The organism is Pseudomonas sp. FP1154, assembly GCF_030687245.1.
GTDB classification, from domain to species: Bacteria; Pseudomonadota; Gammaproteobacteria; order Pseudomonadales; family Pseudomonadaceae; genus Aquipseudomonas; species Aquipseudomonas rhizophila.
In genome coordinates, this window is sequence record NZ_CP117465.1 from 704263 (window position 1) to 727549 (window position 23287).

15 protein-coding genes are annotated in these 23287 nt (G+C 61.9%); 5 read left to right on the forward strand and 10 right to left on the reverse strand.

From position 1 onward, the window contains the following. Nucleotides 1-51: 51 nt before the first annotated feature. From PSH91_RS03125 to PSH91_RS03155, 7 genes are all read right to left on the reverse strand, one after another. Nucleotides 52-489, reverse strand: a complete 438-nt coding sequence (locus tag PSH91_RS03125; RefSeq protein WP_370695172.1) for a DUF2946 domain-containing protein — start codon at nucleotides 487-489, stop codon at nucleotides 52-54. A 12-nt stretch (nucleotides 490-501) separates the two neighbouring features. Then, nucleotides 502-981: a copper chaperone PCu(A)C gene (locus PSH91_RS03130; protein WP_047227371.1), complete on the reverse strand. Its 480-nt coding sequence runs from the start codon at nucleotides 979-981 to the stop codon at nucleotides 502-504. Nucleotides 982-1028: 47 nt separating this feature from the next. Continuing rightward, on the reverse strand, nucleotides 1029-1433 hold the full coding sequence (locus tag PSH91_RS03135) for a DUF2946 domain-containing protein (protein WP_076382856.1): 405 nt from the start codon (nucleotides 1431-1433) through the stop codon (nucleotides 1029-1031). A gap of 319 nt (nucleotides 1434-1752) precedes the next feature. Beyond that, a complete protein-coding gene (locus PSH91_RS03140; protein WP_047227373.1) occupies nucleotides 1753-2475 on the reverse strand; it encodes a cobalt-precorrin-6A reductase in 723 nt (240 codons plus the stop codon). After that, entirely contained in the window at nucleotides 2472-3569 is a 1098-nt protein-coding gene (locus PSH91_RS03145) for a cobalt-precorrin-5B (C(1))-methyltransferase (protein ID WP_305467248.1), read from the reverse strand. Before PSH91_RS03145 ends, PSH91_RS03140 begins: the two co-directional genes overlap by 4 nt. Then, nucleotides 3562-4773: a precorrin-6y C5,15-methyltransferase (decarboxylating) subunit CbiE gene (gene cbiE / locus PSH91_RS03150; protein WP_305467250.1), complete on the reverse strand. Its 1212-nt coding sequence runs from the start codon at nucleotides 4771-4773 to the stop codon at nucleotides 3562-3564. The genes PSH91_RS03145 and cbiE overlap by 8 nt, the downstream gene beginning before the upstream one ends. A 278-nt stretch (nucleotides 4774-5051) precedes the next feature. After that, entirely contained in the window at nucleotides 5052-5957 is a 906-nt protein-coding gene (locus tag PSH91_RS03155; protein ID WP_305467251.1) for a zeta toxin family protein, read from the reverse strand. A gap of 404 nt (nucleotides 5958-6361) precedes the next feature. Here PSH91_RS03155 and cobG point away from each other — a divergent pair, with 404 nt between their 5' ends. From cobG to PSH91_RS03180, 5 genes are all read left to right on the forward strand, one after another. Then, nucleotides 6362-7681 carry a precorrin-3B synthase gene (gene cobG, locus PSH91_RS03160; RefSeq protein WP_231990601.1) on the forward strand — a complete coding sequence of 440 codons (1320 nt, stop codon included), beginning with the start codon at nucleotides 6362-6364 and terminating at the stop codon, nucleotides 7679-7681. After that, complete coding sequence (locus tag PSH91_RS03165) at nucleotides 7674-8300, forward strand: precorrin-8X methylmutase (protein ID WP_047227378.1); 627 nt, start codon at nucleotides 7674-7676, stop codon at nucleotides 8298-8300. Before cobG ends, PSH91_RS03165 begins: the two co-directional genes overlap by 8 nt. Beyond that, the gene (locus PSH91_RS03170; protein WP_160893698.1) at nucleotides 8297-9031 is read left to right on the forward strand and encodes a precorrin-2 C(20)-methyltransferase; all 735 of its coding nucleotides are present in this window, start codon (nucleotides 8297-8299) and stop codon (nucleotides 9029-9031) included. The genes PSH91_RS03165 and PSH91_RS03170 overlap by 4 nt, the downstream gene beginning before the upstream one ends. Beyond that, entirely contained in the window at nucleotides 9031-10722 is a 1692-nt protein-coding gene (gene cobJ / locus PSH91_RS03175) for a precorrin-3B C(17)-methyltransferase (RefSeq protein WP_305467256.1), read from the forward strand. The genes PSH91_RS03170 and cobJ overlap by 1 nt, the downstream gene beginning before the upstream one ends. A 462-nt stretch (nucleotides 10723-11184) precedes the next feature. Continuing rightward, a complete protein-coding gene (locus PSH91_RS03180; protein WP_305467258.1) occupies nucleotides 11185-18258 on the forward strand; it encodes a TcdA/TcdB pore-forming domain-containing protein in 7074 nt (2357 codons plus the stop codon). 54 nt (nucleotides 18259-18312) lie between these two features. Here PSH91_RS03180 and PSH91_RS03185 read toward each other — a convergent pair whose 3' ends face one another. The 3 genes from PSH91_RS03185 to purD form a co-directional block, all read right to left on the reverse strand. After that, the gene (locus tag PSH91_RS03185; RefSeq protein WP_047227382.1) at nucleotides 18313-18909 is read right to left on the reverse strand and encodes a MarC family protein; all 597 of its coding nucleotides are present in this window, start codon (nucleotides 18907-18909) and stop codon (nucleotides 18313-18315) included. A 63-nt stretch (nucleotides 18910-18972) separates the two neighbouring features. Beyond that, nucleotides 18973-21747 carry a hybrid sensor histidine kinase/response regulator gene (locus tag PSH91_RS03190; RefSeq protein ID WP_076382840.1) on the reverse strand — a complete coding sequence of 925 codons (2775 nt, stop codon included), beginning with the start codon at nucleotides 21745-21747 and terminating at the stop codon, nucleotides 18973-18975. A 99-nt stretch (nucleotides 21748-21846) separates the two neighbouring features. Beyond that, nucleotides 21847-23142: a phosphoribosylamine--glycine ligase gene (gene purD, locus PSH91_RS03195; RefSeq protein WP_305467260.1), complete on the reverse strand. Its 1296-nt coding sequence runs from the start codon at nucleotides 23140-23142 to the stop codon at nucleotides 21847-21849. Nucleotides 23143-23287 lie beyond the last annotated feature (145 nt).

Sequence of the window (23287 nt, forward strand, 5' to 3'; positions counted from 1 at the left end):
TCGGGCAACCTGGGGCTGTCTTTTGCGACCGGGTGAGGTAAGTGTCGGGGTCTACGCGACGAGGGGCGGTGCGCGGGTGCGGGCACCGGGGAAGAATGACGTTCGGGCATGGCCCAGGCGTGGTGAGGGGCTGGTGTAGGTGTGGGGTGGCGGGGTATCGAAGACGGCGAAGCTATGCCCCCCCGTCAGCGCAGGGCAATTGAACAGCAGGCTGCAATAACCACACTTTTCCCACAGTACGTGATGCTCGCTCTGGGGCGGGCAATGTTCGGCTTTCGCTGCTTCATGCTCGGCGTGAACGCCCGCCGACATGTCCATTTCCATGTTCATGGTCATGGACGAAGACATGCGCTGATCCATCGGCATCGACTGAGAAATCAGCGGACCGATAAAGATCATCAGCATGGCGAACAGGCTGATCCAGCTGCCGCGTGTCAGGCTCATCAGCTGACGGCGGGGCATGACCGACCTGGCGCGGGGCGTTCGCATGGGCAAAGGTGATCAGTGGGCGTGCGTTTGGGTTTTGCTGCTGTCGGGGGCTTTTTTCTGCACCGCGACATCGACCGTGACATCCCCTGCTTTTTCGAAATGCAGGGTCAGAGGGAAGCGTTTGCCGTCGCTGAGCAGGCTGCGATCCTCCAGCCCCAGCAGCATCACGTGATAAGCCATCGGAGCGAAGGTGACAGTCGCACCGGGGGCGATATCAACGACGGGCACCGCTTGCATTTTCATCAGGTCGTTTTGCATCACGTGTTCGTGGAGCTCGGCTTTGTCGGCAATCGGCGAATCGACGCTGAGCAGTTTGTCGGCGGTTGTGCCCTTGTTGTGAATCACGAAATACGCGGCCACGGTCGGCGCATTGGGCGGCAACTCCTGGGACCATGGATGAGCGATTTCAAGCTCGCCCGCTTTGTACTGGTGAGCTTGGGCGAAGCCGACGGGAAGCAGCAGGGCGGCCAGCAGGATAAGTCTGTTCAGCATGGGTCATTCTCCGGAACGATTCAGGGCGCAGGGGCATGCGGGAAGAATCAGGCCAGAGGTGAGGCGCGGGGATTGAGGCTCGGCCATTGCTGGCGCGGTGTGGGGCTGTCGAGCAGTGGGTGGGCAGCGCCGCGATGGGCCGGCTGAGCATTCAGGTACAACTGCGGCTCGTGCCCGGTGAGCGCCACCAAGGGCGGCGACCCCGCACAGCACCAGCAATGCTGCATCGTCGAGTGATCGTCGTTCTGCGGCGTGCTCTGCTCGAACTTGCCCAGGGAAATCGCCACCAGTTTCGTTCCGCTGGAAGAGCAGAAACTGCCCCACAGCAATTGCTCGGCTGGCGACTGGGCCTGTGCCATCGCACCACCGCTGCCGGAAAGCGGCATGGCAAGCATGTTGAACAGCACTGCGAAGCAGGCGATCCAGGCAAATGCAAGCCGTTGTCGGGACATGGGGCAATCCGCTCGATGGTCGATCAGGTGGCGGTATTTAGCCTGATCGGGGTTGATAAGTAAAAAGAGCACGTGCGGTGTAGGGTCGCAGGGCTTGGGTTAACAGTAGCAACAGATCTTCAAGGGAGTGCTTTTATGGCAAGGGATTTTGATCATCTCCGGCTCTGCGTTCAAAAGCAGAGTAGGGGCTTCATCATGTGTTTATAGCTTCGTGTCAGGGCCATAGCATTCCTTTGAAAATCTAGGGGTGTGCGCACTCTTTGTGGCGAGGGGATTTATCCCCGTTGGGGCGCGAAGCGGCCCTGGGTGCAGGGGACTGTCAGACCAAATGCCGAAGCCCCTGCAGCACCTCACCCACCGTCCCAAACTCCCGATCCACCCCCGGCAACACCGGCCGCTTCAACACCAACACCGGCAGCCCCCGCTCCCGCGCTACTTCCAGCTTCGGCTCGGTGGCCGTGCTGCCGCTGTTCTTGCTGATCAGCACATCGATCCGCCGCCGTTCGAACAGTTCGCGCTCACCGTCAATATGAAACGGTCCACGGGCACCTATGACTTCGCAGCGCTCATTACCGGGGTAAACCTCCAGGGCCCGCAGGGTCCAGAATTGCTCGGGCGGGATTTCGTGCAGGTGTTGCAGCGGCTCGCGGCCAAGGGTGAAGAGGGGGCGGTGGAACGGCAGCAGGGCCTGGATCAGTTCGGCCCAGTCGGCCACTTCGCGCCAGTCATCCCCGGCCTGGGGTTGCCATGCCGGACGGCGCAGGGCCCAGCAGGGAATGCCGCAAGCGCGGGCTGCGTGGGCGGCGTTGTGGCTGATCTGTGCGGCGTAGGGGTGGGTCGCATCCAGCAACAGGTCGATGCTTTGGTCACGAATGAATTGCGTCAGCCCTTCGGCGCCGCCGTAGCCGCCGACGCGCACCTGACAGGTCAGGTCGGTGGGAACGCGGCCGATCCCCGCCAGGCTGTAGAGGTGTGTTGGGCCCAGGGTGCGGGCGATGGCCAGGGCTTCGGTGACACCCCCCAGCAGCAGGATGCGTTTCATTTGAAAGCTCCGGCGTGACCGACGACGCCGCCCTGGCGGTCGATGGCGAAGACTTCGACCTGGACCTGGGCTGGTACGATGCCGCGAGCGAAGGCCAAGGCGTGTTCGCAGACTGCGTCGCCGAGGGCGATGCCAGCGGCGCTGGCCATCGCCAGGGCTTGCTGGCTGGTGTTGGCCTGGCGAATGCCTTGCTGCAATGCCTCATCGGCACCGATGGCGGCTGCCCATTGCGCCAGTTGTGGCAGGTCGATACTTGAATGACGGCTGTGCAGGTCCATGTGACCGGCGGCCAATTTGCTGATTTTGCCAAAGCCGCCACAGAGGCTGAGCTTCTCCACGGGCACCTTTCGCACATGCTTGAGCACCGCCCCGACAAAATCGCCCATTTCGATCAGGGCGATTTCCGGCAGGTTGTAGACCCGGCGCATGGTGTCTTCGCTGGCGTTGCCGGTGCAGGCGGCGATGTGCAGGTAACCGTTGGTTTTCGCCACGTCGATGCCCTGGTGGATCGAGGCAATGTAGGCCGCGCAGGAGAATGGTCGGACGATGCCGCTGGTGCCGAGGATCGACAGGCCGCCGAGGATCCCCAGCCGGGGATTCATGGTTTTCAGCGCCAGCGCTTCGCCGCCCTCAACGTTGACCGTGACCTCGAAGCCGCCGGCATACCCGGCTTGCTCGGCCAGCCGTCCCAGGTGGTCGCCGATCATTTTACGTGGTACCGGATTGATCGCCGGCTCACCGACGTCCAATACCAATCCTGGCCGCGTCACGGTGCCCACGCCACGCCCGGCAATGAAGCGCACCCCAGGCTCGGCTGTCAGCCGCACTTGGGAAAATAGCAGCGCGCCGTGGGTCACGTCCGGGTCATCGCCGGCGTCCTTGATCGTCCCGGCTTCGGCGCCTTGCTCGGTCAGGCGGCAGAATTCCAGGCGCATCTGCACGTGCTTGCCTTTGGGCAGCACGATCTCCACGGCATCGGCCTGGATGCCGCAAAGCAGCAGCCGGGCGGCCGCCAGACTGGTGGCGGTGGCGCAACTGCCGGTGGTCAGGCCGCTGCGCAGGGGCGCGGGTTGTTCGGCGGTTTCGTCACGCATCGAAGGGTTTGACCAGGTCGAGCAAGGTGATTGGCAATGCCTGGCGCCAGGTGTCGAACTCGCCCAATGGCTGGGCCTGGGCGATGTGGATACGGGTCAGTTCGCCGCCATGAAGTTCGCGCCAGTTCATCAGCGTCATCTCGCTCTGCAGCGTCACGGCGTTGGCCACCAGCCGTCCGCCGGGCTTGAGTCGAGCCCAGCAAGCGTCGAGCACGCCCTCGCGGGTTACGCCGCCGCCGATGAATACCGCGTCCGGCGGCTCCAGTCCTTCCAGAGCCTGCGGTGCCCGCCCGCGGATCAGTTGCAGACCGGGCACGCCTAGGGTGTCGCGGTTTCGTTCGATCAACCCTTGGCGGCCTTCGTCGGCCTCGATGGCCAGGGCTCGGCAACTGGGGTGGGCGCGCATCCATTCGATACCGATGGAGCCGCTGCCCGCCCCCACATCCCAGAGCAATTCACCGGGCATCGGGGCCAGACGGGCGAGGGTAATGGCGCGCACGTCACGTTTGGTGAGCTGGCCGTCATGTTCAAACGCAGTGTCCGGCAAACCGGCCAGGCGCGACAGGCGTAACGCCGAGGGTTCGGCGCGGCATTCGACGGCGATCAGGTTCAGGTCCGCGACGGTGGGATCGGACCATTGTGCCGCAGAGCTTTCGATCCGCCGTTCGGCGGCGCCGCCCAGATGTTCGAGCACGGTCATGGGGCTGGGGCCGAAGCCGCGCTCGCGAAGTAGCGCCGCCACGGCGGCAGGACTGTGGCGGTCGTTGCTCAGCAGCAACAGCCGGACGCCTGTGGATAAGTGAGCGCTGAGTGCCGCCAGGGGCCGTGCCACCAGCGACAGGGTGACCACCTCCTGCAAGGGCCAACCCATGCGGGCCGCCGCCAGCGAACAGGACGATGGCGCTGGAATGACCCGCATCTGCTCGCCAGGCAGGTGTTTGGCGAGGCTGGCGCCTACGCCATAGAACATGGGATCGCCGCTGGCCAGCACGCACACGGGGTCTCCGCGCCGTGCCAGCAGCGGTTCGAGGGAAAATGGACTGGGCCACAGCTCCCGTTCACCGCGGATGCACAGCGGCAATAGCGCCAACTGGCGCTCACTGCCCAGAATACGCGAGGCCTGCAGCAAAGCGTGGCGAGCCGCTCGGCCCAGGCCCTTGAAGCCGTCTTCACCGATGCCCACTACGGTCAGCCAGGGGGTCATCTCTGTTCCTCGAATGGATAGGTTTGATCGGCGGGCTTGTTGCGCACGCGAACCGGGCCGCCATCATACCGTGCGCCTTCGGTTATGGCGTGGGCCGTTGGGAGCCTGCCGGCGTGCGGCACCGATTCAGACAGACCGCCATCGCGAGCAGGCTCGCTCCCACAGTTTTGATTGGGGGAGGCACAAGGTCTGTGTTTGCCACAGGTCCCCTGTGGGAGCGAGCTTGCTCGCGATGGCGCCGGCACATTCAACATCACCTTCTCAAGCAGGCAGCCGATTCATCGGTAGACGTATTTGAGGATATAGGCATACAGATCGTTGTAGACCGAGTCGGGTACGTGTTCAGCATGGGGCTTGGTCTTGAGCAGTGTCAGGTGGCACTCCTTTACCATTTCTTCGCGGTCGCCGATGAGGTGGAGGCGGTTGTTGGTGATGATCTCGAAGGCATTTGCATACACCACCTTCGGTCCCGCGATGAGCAAAGTCCCGTCCGGATCGAGGGTATAGGTGCTTTGGGTGCGCAGGATCCGTTCCTTCAAAGGGCCGAACCCGCGCTCGTACAAGTATATCTGCGAGCCGCTGACTGCTTTGGCCGTCGTCTCGATAGCCAGCAGGGTCGGCTGGGCGTTGCCCAGGCTGGCATTGAGCGCCGATAGCGTGACGAACCTTTCCAGCTCCTGTTTTTCCAGGCTTCTGAGGGCTCTTTTGATACTCGATAGATGAGCGAACTCTTTTTTGCAGGCGATGATGTGAGTTTCCAGCTGATAGCCCGCTGCCGCGGCCATCGCCGGGAAGGCCGCGAAATCGATGCTGTCGAACGCGCATTCCATGATGATGTTGTATTTTTTCCTGAACGCCTCTGCGAAGATTTTCGAGCAAACCTCTCGAACAAAGGCCTCTGTATGCTCATAAGTATGCAGCACACCGTGTTTGATCATTTCGGCGTAGTGAGGGTGTTTTTCCCGGTACTCGGGCAGGTACAGGCGCACATGATTGTCGTAGCGTTGGGAGGGCAGGAGGCTTTTTTCCAGCAGATAGGTTTTACCCGATCCCTGCGATCCGGCGACGATCAGCATTTTGGGGACGGACTCGACCGTAATGCCATTGAACAGCGTGTCGGTGATTCCGGTGAATGCGGTCGTGACCTGTTCCGGGGTGTAGGCGTAATTCGATGCGTGTGGCATATCCTGATGTCCTTATCAAAGATTCCCATGAAGTGAAGTGAGTGGCTGCCCTTTGAATAAAGCGGGGTTTTGCGGCTTGTTCAAATGAGCATGTGTTCCAAGATATGTGCCTGTTTTTAAGGTAAAAATCCCTACATGGAAGGCGCCGGAAACTTACGTCAGCGTGCCTGACACCGAACCCCTTTGGCGGGCTTGCTCGCGAAGGCGTTGGCACATTCAACATCACCCTTTCAGGTGGACCGCTATCGCGAACAGGCTCGCTCCCCCCGTTTTGTGGCCGTGATCGGCTCCCTGGCGCAGCGCGATGCCCGCAATCCGACCAGCAAGCTTTTCATGCCCCCCGGCAAAGCAGGCATAATGGCGGGCCTTCGCCGTTGCGGCGTGCCTTATCGACCGGTTTGCCCTTGAACGAACGTCCATCATCCAGCGTCATACGCCCCTCGGGTTGTCCGGGGTTGCTGCGTGTCGTCCAGGCGCTGGACGGAGGGATCTGCCGGATCAAGCTCGACGGTGGTTCCATCCAGGCGGATCAGGCCGACGCCGTGGCGTTGGCGGCCGAGCGGTTCGCCGGTGGCGTCATCGAGGCGACCAACCGCGCCAACCTGCAAATCCGTGGGATTGGGCCCCAGCACGATGCGTTGATCGAGCCCTTGCTGAACGCCGGACTTGGCCCCCGCAAACTAGCCGGCGATGACGTGCGCAACCTGATGCTCAGCCCCACGGCCGGGATCGACCGGCAGATGCTGCTCGATACCCGTCCGTTGGCCGCGCGGATTCTTTTCACCCTGCAAACCCATGAACGCTTCCATGAGCTGTCGGCCAAGTTCGCCGTGCAATTGGACGGCGGGGAAGGGTTGGCGATGCTTGAACATCACCATGACCTGTGGCTCTCGGCGCTGGTTCGCAACGGCGAACCGTGGCTGGCCTTCGGGCTGGCCGGCACCCCGCTGGATAAGCCGGACGGCGCTGTGCGCCTGGCCCAGGGACATGATTTGGTGGTGGCGGTGCTGGAGTTGTTTCTCGACCTGGCCCGTCCCGACCAGACGCGCATGCGTCACGTGCTGGCCGAAATCCCGAGGGGTGAGTTCCTCGTCCAGTTGGCCCGCCGCGTGGCGTTGCAGCCCCCTCCGGATTGGCGGCGGGGCGAGTCCATCGACGGATTGCACATCGGCATCCATTCCCAGCACGACGACCGGGTCTACGTTGGCGCGGCGGCGCCTCTGGGCCGGCTCGACGCCGTCATGCTGCGCGCAGCGGCGCAATTGGCGCGGGACAAGGGCGACGCCAGCCTGCGTTTCAGCCCCTGGCAGAGCCTGTTGCTGCCCAACGTGCGCCGCGAGGATGCGCCCGATGTGCTGGCGCGGCTCGAGGAGTTGGGGCTGTTGTGCTCGCTCGAGCAACCCCTGGCGCAACTCATCGCGTGTACCGGCTCCAGTGGCTGTGGCAAAGCCCTGGCCGACACCAAGGCCGATGCTCGTCAATTGGCCGAGCTGCTGCAACGCCAGGGCCGTGCCCTGAAGATCCATCTCTCGGGCTGTCCGCGTTCCTGCGCAGCGGCCCATGTCGCGCCCGCCACCTTGCTGGCGGTCGCCCCCGGTCGTTACGACCTGTATTTTCGCGATGCGACGCTGCCGGGTTTCGGCGCGTTGCAGGCGCACGATCTAACTATTGAAGCGCTCGGCCACTGGCTCGACGCTCGCCCCCGGAGCCCCCTTGATGCTTGATTACATCCGCGACGGTCAGGAGATCTATCGCAACTCCTTCGCGATCATTCGCGCCGAAGCCAACCTGGCGCGCATTCCGGCCGACTTGGAAAAACTCGCGGTGCGGGTGATTCACGCCTGCGGCATGGTCGAGGCCGTCGATGGCCTGCAGTTTTCCGAGGGCGCCGGCACGGCGGGACGCCAGGCGCTGGCCGCCGGTGCGCCGATCCTGTGCGATGCGCGGATGGTCAGCGAAGGCGTGACCCGGGCTCGCCTGCCAGCGAACAATCCGGTGATCTGTACCTTGCGCGACGAGAGCGTGCCGGCGTTGGCCCTTGAATTGGGCAACACCCGTTCGGCGGCCGCCCTGGAGCTTTGGCGACCGCATCTGGAAGGCAGTGTCGTGGTGATCGGCAACGCGCCGACCGCCCTGTTCTACCTGTTGGAAATGCTCGATGCCGGCGCGCCGAAACCGGCACTGATCCTGGGCTTCCCGGTGGGCTTCGTCGGGGCCGCCGAGTCCAAGGCGATGCTGGCAGCCAACAGCCGTGGCGTGCCGTTCGTGATCATGCAAGGCCGGCTCGGCGGCAGCGCCATGGCCGCCGCCGCCGTCAACGCCCTCGCTACGGAGATTGAATGATGCAGCAGCCTGGACGTCTGATCGGCCTCGGCGTAGGCCCCGGTGACCCGGAACTGATTACGGTCAAGGCCCTGCGCCTGCTGCGCGAATCGCCGGTGGTGGCGTACTTTGTCGCCAAGGGCAAGAAGGGCAACGCTTTCGGCATCATCGAGGCGCATTTGCAGGAGGCGCAGACGTTGCTGCCGCTGGTCTATCCGGTGACTACCGAAGCGCTGCCGGCCCCGCTGTCCTATGAACAGGTCATCGCCGACTTCTACGACACCGCTGCCGAGCAGTTGGCCGTGCATCTGGATGCCGGTCGTGATGTGGCGGTGATCTGCGAGGGCGATCCGTTCTTCTACGGCTCTTACATGTACCTGCACGATCGCCTGGCCGAGCGCTATGACGCCGAGGTGATTCCTGGCGTGTGCTCGATGCTCGGTGGCGCCTCGGTGCTGGGTGCGCCGCTGGTCTATCGCAACCAGAGCCTGTCGGTGCTCTCTGGCGTGCTGCCCTTTGAGGAACTCAAGCGCCGCCTGGCCGACGCCGATGCGGCGGTCATCATGAAACTGGGGCGTAACTTCCCCAAGGTCCGGCAGGTGCTCCAGGAACTGGGCCTGGACGGTCGGGCGTTGTACGTCGAGCGGGCAACCATGGCCAACCAGAAGATCGTGCCGCTGGACGACGTCGAGCCGATGTCCTCGCCGTACTTCTCGCTGATCATCGTGCCCGGCGAACGGTGGCAGGGTTGATGACTTCCAAAGTGCCGGCCATTGTCATCCTCGGCCCGGGCAGTCTCGCCACCGCCCGACAGATCCAGCAGCGCTACCCTGACGCCCTGATTCATGGCCTGAGCGGACGGGTCGAGGGCGTGGATCGTCAATACACCGAGTTCGGCACAACGCTGCGCGAACTCTATCAACAGGACACGCCGATCATCGCCCTGTGCGCGGCCGGCATCGTCATCCGCACGCTGGCGCCGCTGCTGCTGGAAAAAGGCGTCGAGCCGCCGGTGCTGGCGGTGGCCGAGGACGGCAGCGCGGTGGTGCCGCTGCTTGGCGGGCTGGGCGGGGTCAATGTCATGGCCCGTGATATCGCCACAGCGCTGCAAGTCACCCCGGCGATCACCACCAGCGGTGAATTGCGTTTTGGCACTTGCCTGCTCAATCCGCCGAGCGGTTACCGTCTTGACGATCTGGAGCAGGGCAAGCGCTTTGTATCCGATCTGCTGGCAGGTGAATCGGTGCGCATCGAAGGCGCCGCGCCGTGGCTGGCTCAGGCGCAGTTACCCGAGGATGAACGGGCACGGTTGGCGATCCGTATCGACAGTGCTGCGGGTACACCGGCGGCGGATGAGCTGCGTATTTATCCGCGCAATGTGCTGGTGGCGTTGAGTGCAGGGGCGTCGGCGGACATCGGCGCGATACTGGAGCAGGCCGGCCTCGCGCCGCAGTCGCTGGCGTGCCTGTTGGCGGCGGACAGCGACATGGCCCGTCCTGAGCTGCACGAAACGGCATCGGCCTTGGGTGTGCCACTGCGTTTTGCCGCAATCAATGGCAACCTCGAAACAGGGTTGAGCGATGCCCTCGGCCAACCGGCATCGCTACAGGTCATGGGCAGCCATGCCATCGCCGTGGCCGAGCAGCCCCTTGACCCCGAACAGATCGGCCGCCCGCGCGGGCGTCTTGCCGTGATCGGCCTTGGCCCCGGCGCTGCCGAGTTGATGGTGCCGGCCGTGCGCGCCGAACTCGACCGTGCCACCGATGTGCTGGGTTACGAAACCTACGTGCGCATGGCCGGTCCCTTCCGGTCCGATCAGGTGCAGCACTGCACCGACAACCGCGAAGAAATGCAGCGTGCCCGTCATGCCTTCGAACTGGCGGCCCAGGGCCGTTCCGTGGTGGTGGTGTCGTCCGGCGATCCAGGCGTGTTCGCCATGGCCGCCGCGGTGCTCGAAGCGCTGCACGAGTCGACGGATGCCCATTGGCATAGCGTCGACCTGCAAATCCTTCCGGGCGTCTCGGCTTCCCTCGCCACCGCCGCCCAGGCCGGTGCGCCGCTGGGTCATGATTTTTGCGTGATGTCTCTGTCGGACAATCTCAAACCGTGGTCGATCATCGAGAAACGCCTGGATCTGGCGGCTGAAGCAGACCTGGCCCTGGCGTTCTACAACCCGATTTCCCGTTCCCGACCGTGGCAGCTGGGGCGAGCGCTGGAGATCGTTGCGCAACATCGCACGCCGCACACGCCGGTGGTGTTGGGGCGTGATATCGGTCGTCCGGGCCAGACCCTGCGGGTCACGACATTGGGACAGTTGACCTCGGACCAGGTGGACATGCGCACCATGGTGCTGATCGGTTCCTCCACCACGTGTGTATTCCCGCGCGCCGAAGGGGGCGACTGGGTGTACACGCCGCGTTGGTATGGCAGCAAACCGCTCTGATAAAACCCGGCGGCCCGCCTGGGCCGCCTCTATCTGACTTCGTCATGTTCGAGACTTCGTGGGTACAAGACGACCCGCTGTTTGACGCTGTAGACGTCGCGAATACCTGTTTGTTTGAATAATGAAATAAATATTCGACGCGCGAGCGCTAAGTCATTGTGTTCGGAAACTTATTGAATTCCTTGTGAGTTGAACAGCGTTCGAAGTGTGGGCTATGTTTGCTTCCGCTTTGAAATTGATTGGGACTGTAAAGTGCTGTTTGCGGCCTGAGTGAACGCTGTTGTTGGGGCGCACTGCGGATGGCTGCTACTTATCTATTGCAGGAGAGAGCACGCAACTTCTCCTGACAAGAGTATTTCTTTGGATGACTTGATGCAGAGGCTGCCCGAGTGCTTGGAAGCGCTTGTCGGCGGTCATCGTGCAAGGCTGTCCTGTTATATACGATAAATGGAAGTATTGTTTATGAGTGAACCTGAGCGTTCATCGGCGGATGACTACGTCGATTTTGTGAGTTTGTTGAAACTAAAGGATCTTGAACAGGCCTTAATACCGTACAAGGGTTCCGAACAATATGATTCGGTGCTTCGGTATTACTTTGGTTGTATTGCCCTGTTGGATTCTGCGCGCATGTTGGAACCGTTGGGGCTGCTCAAGCAGGCGGTGGGAACCTTGCAGGGAAACAGCCGGCGCCGTCGTGCGCCGGAGCCGCTGAGCACCGATGGCGCCGGGCCTGCGAACCTGGCGCAGATACAAAACAAAATCGAGGGTTTCGAAGCGCGCCTGCACAACAGCTTCGAGCAGTTGAAACTACCCGCTACCGAAGTGCCGAAAAACCTGCATTTTGTCTGGCTTGGGGGCGGCGTCGGGGCGATTCAGCGTGATTACATCAATATCTGGAAAAAGGTGATGGGCCCGCAGGGCTATCGCCTCAGTCTCTGGTATGACAGCGACGCGCTGCTGGCCTATGAGACCAACCGGATCATTGTCGAAGCCGCGAAGGCCGATGCCATGCTCAATGGCGGGCAGGCCAGTGTCGATCCGTTGGAGTTGGGCGACCGTTATGAAGAACGCGCCATCGTCCTGAAGCAGCAGATGTATGCGCATATCACCAAGGTTGTGAAGAACGGCGGCAGTGCCGATGAGGCTCGAATCGATCTGCTGGTTCGCGCCTACGGCCAGGATAAGGCGCGGCTCAATACCCTGATGAACGATAACCGCCTCAGCCTCACGGCCTTGGCTGAGGGTTGCCTGAGCCTGCGCGACGTTGCCGCCGGTCAAGCACCCCTTCACTTGCGGGATATCTACGAGCGCGAGATCAGTCTGCGTGGCATGTTTGCCGGGGGCTCCGACATTGTGCGTGTCGAAGCCCTGTTCGCCGAAGGGGGCAGCTATGTCGATATCGATCACCTGCCGCCCTTGCTGGAGAAACTGGGGGAGGTGGACATTCGTGAGTTCAAGACCGACGCGCGCCTGGGGGTGTTGCAGTTGTTGCTTGATCGAAACCCGGATTGGATGCCCGGCCGTCAGGCATTGCGCAGCCAGTACACGGATTATCTCCACGCGATCCCGTCGCAGCATCGCGATGCGCTGGAGCGGTTCGCTAAAAGCCAGCCCGAGTTGAACCGCGTTTTTCGCCCGCCGGTGGAGCGTCTGGCGCGTCCGTACGAGCTGCGCGCCGTTGCCGCGCGAAACTCGTTGAGCAACGCTTTTTTGATGGGCCACCCTGGGGCGGCGATGCTCAAAACCGTGCTTGAGCGTTTCAGGCTCAACTATGAAATCGTCGATGCCACCGCGCGCCTGGCCGATGAGCAAAACGTTGCCCTTACCGATGCCCAGAGCATGATCGGCCTTGCGCGTCAGGCCGCAACGCAGGTTTTCGGTGCGTTTCACGAGATGTCGCCGGAAGCGGAAATGGCCGCGGCGTTTCTGGTGGAGGCGGCCGCCACTTACTACAGCGACGGTATCCGCCCCCAGAGCGAAGTGACGATCTACCTGACCGGCCCAGCCGCCATGCGCGAGGGGATGGCCGATTACCACCGGGCGCATTTCACCCCGCGAACCGCCGAGCAGTGGCGCGCGGAGGCGGCCATCGCGGCCGTCAGCAGCGTCAATGGGGCCACCGAGGAGGAGCTGGATCACTCCTGGAAGGAAAACGAAAGTGACACCGGGCAATGGCTCGTTAACGAGAAAAAACGCTGGCAAGAGGGCCGTTTCAAGGCTCGTTATGCCGGCGATATGGCCGAGCTGCTCAAATACCGTACGCTCCAGTTCGATGAAGGCTGGCCGGTGATCGAGGGGCGACATGTGTTGTCCACCGAGCTTTTGCAGCATCTTGCCGATGAGCTGGGTAAGCCGTTCATGCAGATGATGAGTCTGGGCCATGACGGGACGGTGATTTTCGACAAGGCGATACCGCTGGGTTTTGATGAACGTCAGTCGATCCTCGCCCAAAGCGCCAGTGCGTTGCCGCCAGCATCGTTGAGCGATCAGCAAACGCGCCGGTTGTCCGTCGTTGAGCTTCTGGAGCGCCTCGCCAAAGGTGATTTTGAAGTCGCTCAATTGAGTCCCCTGCAACGTCTGCTGCTGGGGGGCTTGACCGGTGCGACGGCCTTGGATAATCGCAGCTTCGATGCGGTACGCCCGCAGTTGGATAACCTGGCCAACAACGTCGCGAACCAGGGAAGCGCCGGCGGCTATGCAACGATCGAGCATGCGTTGTACCAACGTAAGGCGCCGGCTTTTCTGGCCGGGCTTGCCAGTGCGGCCGAGTATCCACCAGGGCATGAGGAAACCGCCCTGGCCCTGAAGAAAAACGCCCTGGAGCAGCCTTTGACATTGTGCCAATGGGGCCAGCACGTCGCGCGGATCCGCCAGGTGGCGAAGCTTGAATACCGTGTCCGGGTCGTTGAACGCCTCGGTACTGTCCTGGACGATTTCGATGCCGACACAATCAAGCTTGTACCTCAGGATCTGCTGCTCCAGGGCGATGGCGACAGGGTGGGCGGACGTTGTTATCCCTTGGCCCTGGCAATGGCGGCAGCCTTGTCGCAGGACAAGGTTGCGGTCAACACCTTGCGTGAGCGGTTCTACCTGGGGGTGATCGAGCCTCAGGCCAGTGATTCGCAGACGTTCCTCAACTGCGTGGAGTCGTTGCGCGATGTGCAGATCGGCGACGTCGGCCGTGGGTTGGCGCGCTCGGATCTGAATGCGGTGGTGGACATTCTGCAAGCCAGGACAACGACCAGCACGCTGATGCTCAACTCCGACAATCACGCCATGCTGGTGGCCAAGACCCTAGAGGGGGAGCGCAGTACGTATCACTTCTACGATCCGAACTTTGGCGTATTCGAGTTCCAGCAGGCGACACGCTTCAGGCAAGCCTTGGAGCAGTTCTTCCTTCAGCACGAGATGGCCAGTTATTACGCCGCGTATGGCGATGCGGCGCGCCCGACCTTCGATCTCATCGACCTGGACGGTGCCAAGGTGGCGAGCCTGGCATTGTCTGGTGCAATTGATGTTTCCAAACTGCTGCAACCCGGCGCGCTGCCCGGGCAGGCGCTGCGCCCGGTCAGGCAGCGCCTGGCCAATGCCCGGGGGCAGTCGCTGCAGAGTAATCCTCGACTGGGCAACTGTCTGCTCGCGCTGGATGGCCAGTGGTGGGGGCAACAGATCGCGCAGGCAACGGCCCATCTTCAGCAGGCGGGTCAATTGGCATCAGGCCTTGTGCCGTTGTTCGAAACCCTGGAGGTCATGTCGAACGGATCGTACCGCATAAGCCTGATCGATCCTGAGAGTCCCGAGCACCTGGTACGGGTCGTCACTGACGACCATCGACTCTTGCGTATAAAAAGCTACCTCTCGGAACGTTTTTCAGCCTTGGCCAATAAACCGTCCGTGCCCAGCGATCCCACCGAAGTGGGCAGCGTCCATACCCTGAACGCCGGTTTCGCCATACAGGCATTGATGAATGCATTGAGACGGCAGGAAGGGCCTGATCGCTCCCTGACGCTGGCGGTGCGCTTGCATGGCTATGTCAATTACGCGCAATTGGTTCACGGCAACGTGGTGGATATCGCGGGCCTGGTGGGGCTGGTGCGTCAGGCACTGGCTGAAGAAAAACTGATTGCCCGTACCGTCGCGCCAGTGGTGAAGGCGGCGGTGGGAAGCAGCGTGAGCGAAGCGACAGGGGGGCTGCTGCAACTGGCGAATGTCGGCTTCGACATCTATCAGTTGTCGACTGCCCGAAACGAAGTGGAACGCGCGCAGTTCGGCACCCAACTGGCGTTCGACTCGGCCGGTCTGGCGTTGTCGGTAGGCGCTTACGCCGCCGGTGCCACCACCGCCGGAGCGTTTCTGGGCGGCGCCGCGGTGATGCTGGGCGGGCTGGCGGTGGGGGTGGCCGCGCTGGCCCAGGGTTTCGCCACCATTGCTGAGGAAGCCAAGCAAGTCGGGCTTTTCTTCGATGAGGCTACAAAAGCTCATCTTCAGCCTTATCACTTTGATGCCCCCAGTGGGGCATGGCTGCCGCGTTCTTCGTTGATCGTTCAGACGCTGGACCTGACCCGCTCCGAGCTCGTGCTGGACAGCCCCAGGCTGTATCCGCTACGTGATCATTTCGGCGTGCCGACCTTTGATGACGATTACCGCCGGGCAATCGATATCCGTCGAGAGCTGAATCTGCCAGGTCGGGTCAAGTTCACGCCGCCGGCAGACCAGGTCGTCGTCCTGCCTTGCACACCGCAAACCTGTTATCGCTACGAGTACAAGGCGCTGCCCTTCGCGAGCCTGCGCCATGACACCGGTTTCGACACGGCCCGGCGTCTGGAAAAAAGGAAAGCGGATGGTGGCTGGCTGTTCCTGTTTTCGTTCTATTCGTTTCCCAGCGACTACATCCTCTACCGCATGGTGCCTGACTATCGGCCAACAGTGATCGATGTGTGGCTCGATTCCGTCGATCGCTCGCTGGTGGTGCCCGTTCTCCCTGCCGTCTGGCACGCAAAGGTTGCCTATCGGATTCGGGGTGCCGGAAAACGCTGCGCGTTGGGACTCAATCCCGGCGTGGGCCTGATCCTTGAGTCGGGGCCTGCGCAGAAGTCCAGTTGGGTATTGGACGCCCCTTGGGTCGGCGAGAGCGACATCCGTTTCGAGGGTTCAGGGAAACTGTTTATCGGTGAGCTCCAGGTGACGCTAACGGGAACGGGGAGCCATGAAATTGTGCTCAAGATCTCCGACAATCAAGTGTTTCAGGTTGAGCTGCAGGCATGCAAACTCACCCTCGTCGAGCAGGATGTGCCTCCGGGCATGAGTCGACAGGCGTTGCAGGGACACCTCAAGACTCTGGCTCAAAAGCACCGCCTGGTGATGCCGTATACGGCGGTGCACCATTATCTGATTCCGTTCGAGGCACCGGACGAACCCCGCTACGTTAAGGCCTGGTACGACGCGAAGGAGGACCGCTTCCTGTACATCCGTGACGATATGCCGGGTGTCGATGGCGCTGTGTTGGGGGCGGTGGCGGGTGCTTCCTGTTACTTCTACGACCCGCAGAACCTGATCATCTGGCAAGTCGACGCGGTGACCGGGCTGTTGAGCCATCGTTATTGGCTGTGGGGCGCAAGCAATGTCGCAAGCACCATCAAGCGCGTCGAGGAGGATGCTCAGGGGGTGATTCATGTCGTTCAGCAAATCACCCGCAAGGATCAGGCCCGCGATGTTCTGGTTTATGTGATACATGAGGGGCAACTGCTGCTCAGTTCGATCACTCGGGACCTGGACCTGGCATTGGAGTCGGTCCTGAGTGCCAGCGAAACACTGGCCGACTGGTCGCTGATCCTTGGTAACGGCTACCCCTTTACCCCGTCCGCCAGCGAAAAGGACAGCTTCATCACCGTCAACTGGCGGCCTGCCCCCTTTGTTTCGGTTTGCTGGAAGCCCGAGGCGCAGTGGCGGGACATGGCCTGGGTTCGCCGCAGCGATCACTTGATCATCCGTCCCTCACCCCGCCGCAACCATCACCGTGGCTGGGCCGACTCGATCAAGCACATGACTGACCTGACGTTGCTGACACCGGCGGGCGACAGCGATGTGTTTGTCATCTATGACCGGCTCAGACAGGAACTGTGTCGCAAGCAACGTACCGAGGTGGCGGGAAAGGGACACTGGTCCGAAACATGGATGCGCCCGCAGAAGCTGGAAAACGTCATGGCGGTTGACGGCGGCTACGTCGCCCTGACGTCAGAGGGCCTGTTCTTCAACCTGACGAGCCAGGGCAGACTGGCCTTGGGCGGTTTGAGTGAAGTGTGGCTCAAGGATCGGGCGCACTGGTGGTCCGCATTGGAGCCCTTGGCCCGGCAATACGCAACCGACAGCTTTGCCCTGATCGGCTTGACCCACTTGAACGGTGACGCGAGGTTGTGTGCCTGGTACGTCGGCAACCGATTGTTGCTGGCTGAATGGGGGCATGCAAAGCAAGTGCGCCTGCTCGGCGTTACCCCGGATAGCGAAGCGGCCTGGCTGTTCGATGTATCGAGTGGCGAAGTCTATCGCCAGGCATTCATTGATCCGCAGAAACTGGAGTCCGCTTTTGGCCAGGGTTCGCAGTTGCTGCAGGCTGATGCGTTACCCCCCGCGGAGCGTGCGTGGGCGCCCTGGCAGTTTGTCGAACTGACGGTCGAAGGAGTGGGGCTGCGTGGCGTGACATTCGAGGGCGTGGTGGTTGTGCTGCGAGACCGGGAGCCGGCGTTGATTACCGGCGTCACTCACGAATGGGTCGTCGCACAAGGTGGCCGGAAGCTCGAGGGCCTCAAACAGCTGGCGGCCCAGCCATTTCGCAGCGCACTGCTGTCAGTGGAGGAGCCCGGTAACCTGCAATGGTTCGTCGCCGAGACCGAGCGTGTGATTCGGGTTCCCAAGACGGTCATTCCAGAGTCCTTTGAACTATTGGGCACCCAGCAGCGGAGCAACGTGCTGCTTCATGAAAGCAAGAACGGAAAGCTGCTGACCTTGCCGGGTATGGAGCATCTTGGGCCACTCAGTTATATCCGGCGTGATGCCGAGGTTCTGGCTATTGAGGGCCAGATGAAGGTTGATGATCTTCTTGCGCTGATGCCGGACGATGTTACGACTCTGGTCCTGCGCATGGGACAAGGCGCGGTGAGTTACAGGTTGTCGAAAGCGGCCTGGTTGAGAGTCAAGTCGGTCATTCTCGATTGCCGGCACTCGCTAGGCAGCGCGCAGACAATCCCCGGTAAGTTGATCTGGGAGCACGATGAGCCTGACCAGTTGTTGCTGAGCCCCATCCATGAACATCTGGTGATCATCGACCCGAACAGTGGGCACAGTGTGATTTTTCGTGAAGTGTATGCGGCGGATGTCAACTTGCGCGGAGAAGTCGTGCTCAGCTTTGGAGGAAACCGGCATTACACCGTCTCGACACTGATTGAGCAGTTGGGTGCTTTGCAGAATGCCAGCAACGGTGTCGCGCTCAAAGAGTTGTCACACGTATCGTATGAGGAGGAAAGCAATCTGGTGAGTTGACCACGGTCCGATATTCGCGCTGGGGTCTTACGTCGCAAGCAGACCGCTGCTGTGTCAGGGCACCAGATAGCCTCTGACCCCGGTAAAGATGATCTGCGCGGCCAACGCGCAGACAAACAACCCCATCAGGCGGCTGACAATCTGTAAGCCCTGGTCACCGAGAATCCGCTCGATGCGGCTGGACAGGTAAAGCACCACGCCGACGGTAAAGCTGGCCAGGGCGATGCTGATGATGGCCATGAGTTTGTCGTCCCAGTGCGGCTGGCTCACGCCCATCACCAGCAGGGCGCCAATGGTGCCGGGGCCGACCGTCAACGGAATGGTCAGCGGGACAATGGTCACGTCCTGCTGAACATTATCTGTCTGTACGGCTGATTTGCCTTGGGCCATGCCCAGCGCCGAAATGAACAGCACGCTGCCGGCGCCGATTCGGAACGCATCCACGGTGATGCCGAACACGCTGAAAATCACCCGTCCGAACAAATACAGCAATACGCTGGACACCAGCGTCGCGATCGCGACTTTCCAGGCCAGGCGCCGTTGTTCCTTGCGCGAGTAGCCGCGAGTCAGGCCGATAAAACACGACAGCACGAAGAAGGGGCTGTAGAGCACCAGCATCTTCAGATAAACGCTGAACAACACATGAAGCATGGTCGAGGCTCAAGGCGGAGAAAGACGTCGGGGAGTCTATCAGGCGTTTTGGTGTCTGTCGGCTCAGGACGTCTGCGCTGTACGATTCTGCTGGTCGCGCTGGGCCACCCAGTGTTCGATCAGCTCGCGCAGTTGCGACAGTTCCACCGGTTTGGCCATATGGCCGTCCATCCCGGCCTGACGGGCGCGCTCCTTGTGTTCGGCCAGAATGTGCGCGGTGAGCGCGACCACGGGGGTGCGGGTTCGCTGGTTACCCATTTCCCAGGCACGCAGTTGCTGGGTGGCGGAAAAGCCGTCGAGGATAGGCATTTCGCAGTCCATCAAGACCAGGTCGTAGCGCTGCTCCTTCATGGCCTTGAGGGCTTCCTCGCCGTTGCTGGCGGTATCGGGTTGCAGGTTGAGCTTGCCGAGCATGCCACGGATGACCTTGGTGGAAATGCTGTTGTCTTCGGCCACCAGGATGCGGAAGTCGCTGGGCACTTTTACCGGAACGACAGGACCGGCGCCCATCGGAATGCTCGGCGCCTGGCCTTTGTTGCGCTGGTTGAGTTCGTCCGCCAGGGTAGTCTTGAGGGTATAGCCGGCCACCGGTTTGGCGAGGATGCGCTTGACCCCGCTGTTGCGAGCCACGACCTTGCTCGGCGCGTTGCTGATGCCGGTGAGCATGATCAACAGGATGTCGTGATTCAGGCTCGGGTCTTCCTTGATCTTGGCCGCCAGTTGCATGCCGGTCATGCCGGGCATGTTCTGGTCCAGCAGCACCACGTCGAAGTAGTCCCGCAGGTGCGCCTTGGTGCGCAGCAGCGCCAGGGCTTCCTTGCCCGATGGTACGGCGCTGACGTTCAGGCCCCAGGCGCTGCATTGCTGCACGAGCACTTTGCGGCAGGTGTCATTGTCGTCGACGATCAACACCCGCGCCCCTTGCAGCGGACTGTCGAGGTCGGAGGTCGGATGTTCGAGGCGATCCGGGTCCAGGGGCAAGGTCAGCCACAAGGTACTGCCCTGGTTGCTGCCGCTTTTGATGCCGAACTCGCCGTGCATCAGCATGATCAATTGACGGGCGATGACCAGGCCCAGGTTGCCGCCCAGGCGGGTGGCCGAGAGGAAGTTCTTGCTGTGCAATTCGGCATGCATCAGCGTGTCGCGCTCTTCGGCGTCCATGGGTGTTCCGCTGTCCTGCACCGCGATGCGCAGGCGCGGCTGATTGCTGCGCTCGTCCAGCGCCACGACGATCAACACTTCGCCCTCGTCGGTTTTTTTCAGGGCGTTTTCCAGCAGGCTCAGTAGCGCCTGGCGCAACCGTGTCGGGTCACCGCTGATCACTCGCGGCACCTGGGGTTGGATAAAGCTGATCAGTTCGACATTCTGCTGTTCGGCCTTGGCGCGGAAGATGCTGAGGCAGTCCTCGATCAGCGCATTGAGGTCGAACTGCACGTCGTCCAGTTCGATCTGCCCGGACTCCAGCCGGGAAATGTCGAGGATCTCGTTGATCAGGGTCAGCAGTTCGTTGCCGGCGCTGTGGATCGTCTGCACGTAATCGCGCTGCTTGACCGACAGCGGCGTGCCCAGCAGCAGTTCGGTCATGCCCAGTACGCCGTTCATCGGCGTACGGATTTCGTGGCTGATCTTGGCCAGGAACTCGGCCTTGGCATTGATCTCGGCATTGCTCGCCGCCAGGTCGCGGCTGATGCTGAAACGGCTCTCGTTGATCGAGCGCTGGCGCTCACCCAGGGCGACACTCATCAGCAGTCCGCTGACGCAGATGAACCCCAGCAGGGTGATGATCAGGCCCTGGGGAGCGACTTCCGTCAGCCCTTGCAGGGCCGGCAGGATGATCAGCGTGCCCAGGTTGAAAACCACCATGGCGGCGACAAACAGCCGTGCCGGGCGATAGCCCTTTTGCCAGTGCCAGGCGCTGACAAACAGCATGCTCAGGCCGGCCAGCGCGACCAGGGCATAGGTCATGATATTGAGCGGCAGTGTGTTCACGAACAACAGCAGCAGGCTGCAGAGCGTGATGAACACGATGTCTCCCAGCAGCAGCCGGTTCAACGGGTGCGGCCCCAGTGGGGCGAAGAAGCGGTAGGCGAACATCAGGCCGCAGGGCGCGGTCAGCAGCAGGGCCAGATAGGCCCCCGGCGTCTGAATGGCCGGCCAGTCGGGCAGCCAGGCTCCAGCCAGGTTCAACAGCAGCACCAGGCTGAGCATCAACAACCCTTCGCAGGCCGCCAGCCACAGGCAACTGCGTGAGCGGGTATAGGCGTAGCGGGTCAGGTTGTGCAGGATCAGCATCGCGATGCAGCCGAACAGCAACCCGTAGATCAGCGTCTGGTTCTGGTTGGCCGCCGCCTGAATCGCCGTTTCCAGGGTGACATAGGGCCGCAGTTCGTGCCGGGACGCCAGGCGCAGGTAGACGTCCAGCTGTTTGTCGCTGCGCGGCAGGGCCAGCATGTAATCGCTGCTGGGCAGGGGTTGTTCGATACGGGGCAGGGCATCGCCGCCGACCTGTTGGTCCACCAGGGTATCGCCGTCCAGCACATAGAGGTTCAGGCGAGACAGGTCGGGTGCAAAGATACGCAGTATTTGTTCATGTGGGTCGGGGGCCAGCCGGAAACGCAACCACAATGCCCCACCCGGCTCGGCGGCCTTCAGGCGGTCCAGGTCGATGGGGCTGAATTGATTGGTGTAGCGGGCAGAACGGATGTCGCTCAGCTTCAGGTCGCCCTGTTCGTCGAGCAATACCGCCCAGCCACTGCCTGGCGCGGCCTGGGCCGGGAGCGTGCAGAGCAGTGTCAGCAGGGTGACGGTTAAACCTATGGCAATCCTGAGCCAGCGCACGGCGAAATCCCTTCGTAGGTTGATGCCAGATTATAACTATGCGCGGCGCCGGAGCAGACAGGCAAGGGCCATGGGCGCTTGCCGGTCTGAATGGCCGGGTTATTCCAGATTTTCGCCACGCTCGCGGGCAATGGCACGGTAGCCAATGTCCTTGCGGTAGAAACAGCCTTCCCAGTCGATCTCGGCGGCAAGCTTGTAGGCCTGCTGCTGAGCCGCGTCGACACTGGACCCCATGGCAGTGGCGCAAAGTACGCGACCGCCGGCGGTGACCACCTGGCCATCCTTCAGCGCGGTCCCCGCATGGAAAACCTTGCCTTCCAGCCCGGCTGCAGCCTCCAGGCCTTGTATCGCATTACCTTTAGCGTAGTCGCCCGGATAACCCCCGGCTGCCAGTACCACACCGACGCTCGGACGCGGATCCCACTGGGCTTCGACCTTGTCCAGAGCCTGGGCCAGGGCCGCTTCGACCAGCAGCACCAGGCTCGATTGCAGGCGCAGCATCACCGGCTGGGTCTCAGGATCGCCGAAACGGCAGTTGAATTCGATGACTTTTGGGTTACCAGCCTTGTCGATCATCAGGCCGGCATACAGGAAGCCAGTGTAGACGTTGCCTTCCTCGGCCATGCCGCGCACGGTCGGCCAGATGACCTGGTCCATGACCCGCTGATGGACCTCGGTAGTGACCACCGGGGCAGGGGAGTAGGCACCCATGCCGCCGGTGTTCGGGCCGCTGTCGCCATCGCCAACACGTTTGTGGTCCTGGCTGGTGGCCATTGGCAGGACGTTATTGCCATCGACCATGACGATGAAGCTGGCTTCTTCGCCGTCGAGGAACTCTTCGATCACCACCCGGGAACCGGCGTCCCCGAAGGCATTGCCGGCCAGCATGTCGCGCACGGCATCTTCGGCTTCGGCCAGGGTCATGGCTACGATCACGCCTTTACCGGCGGCCAGACCGTCGGCCTTGATCACGATCGGTGCGCCTTTTTCGCGCAGGTAAGCCAGGGCCGGATCGATCTCGGTGAAGTTCTGGTAGTCGGCGGTCGGAATCTTGTGACGTGCCAGGAAATCCTTGGTGAAGGCTTTCGAGCCTTCCAGCTGCGCGGCGCCGGACGTCGGGCCGAAGCAGTCCAGGCCACGGGAGCGGAACAGATCGACCACGCCGGCGACCAGCGGCACTTCCGGGCCGACGATGGTCAGCGAGACGTTCTTCTCGGCGAAGTCGGCCAGTTGTTCCAGGGCCAGCACGTCGATGGCGACGTTTTCGCATTTGGCTTCGATGGCGGTACCGGCATTGCCCGGTGCCACGAAAACCTTCTGCACACGCGGATCCTGAGCCACTTTCCAGGCCAGGGCGTGTTCACGGCCACCGCTGCCAATGATCAAAACATTCATTTCAAAAACCTCGGATGACGCTGATTCTGTTTGGAGCCTAGGGCGTTTTGCGCCATAGGAGGTCGCAATAGAAGTCGGTAGATGCAAGGCGGAGTCGACCTCGATGAGCGGAGTTGCCTTTTGGCAATGAGCATCATCGAGGTCG

Excerpts from the sequence above, each read along its gene's own strand:
- PSH91_RS03125 (WP_370695172.1), bottom strand. The coding sequence starts at position 489 with ATGCGAACGCCCCGCGCCAGGTCGGTCATGCCCCGCCGTCAGCTGATG.
- PSH91_RS03130 (WP_047227371.1), bottom strand. The coding sequence starts at position 981 with ATGCTGAACAGACTTATCCTGCTGGCCGCCCTGCTGCTTCCCGTCGGC.
- PSH91_RS03135 (WP_076382856.1), bottom strand. The coding sequence starts at position 1,433 with ATGTCCCGACAACGGCTTGCATTTGCCTGGATCGCCTGCTTCGCAGTG.
- PSH91_RS03140 (WP_047227373.1), bottom strand. The coding sequence starts at position 2,475 with ATGAAACGCATCCTGCTGCTGGGGGGTGTCACCGAAGCCCTGGCCATC.
- PSH91_RS03145 (WP_305467248.1), bottom strand. The coding sequence starts at position 3,569 with ATGCGTGACGAAACCGCCGAACAACCCGCGCCCCTGCGCAGCGGCCTG.
- cbiE (WP_305467250.1), bottom strand. The coding sequence starts at position 4,773 with ATGACCCCCTGGCTGACCGTAGTGGGCATCGGTGAAGACGGCTTCAAG.
- PSH91_RS03155 (WP_305467251.1), bottom strand. The coding sequence starts at position 5,957 with ATGCCACACGCATCGAATTACGCCTACACCCCGGAACAGGTCACGACC.
- PSH91_RS03165 (WP_047227378.1), top strand. The coding sequence starts at position 7,674 with ATGCTTGATTACATCCGCGACGGTCAGGAGATCTATCGCAACTCCTTC.
- PSH91_RS03170 (WP_160893698.1), top strand. The coding sequence starts at position 8,297 with ATGATGCAGCAGCCTGGACGTCTGATCGGCCTCGGCGTAGGCCCCGGT.
- cobJ (WP_305467256.1), top strand. The coding sequence starts at position 9,031 with ATGACTTCCAAAGTGCCGGCCATTGTCATCCTCGGCCCGGGCAGTCTC.
- PSH91_RS03180 (WP_305467258.1), top strand. The coding sequence starts at position 11,185 with ATGAGTGAACCTGAGCGTTCATCGGCGGATGACTACGTCGATTTTGTG.
- PSH91_RS03185 (WP_047227382.1), bottom strand. The coding sequence starts at position 18,909 with ATGCTTCATGTGTTGTTCAGCGTTTATCTGAAGATGCTGGTGCTCTAC.
- purD (WP_305467260.1), bottom strand. The coding sequence starts at position 23,142 with ATGAATGTTTTGATCATTGGCAGCGGTGGCCGTGAACACGCCCTGGCC.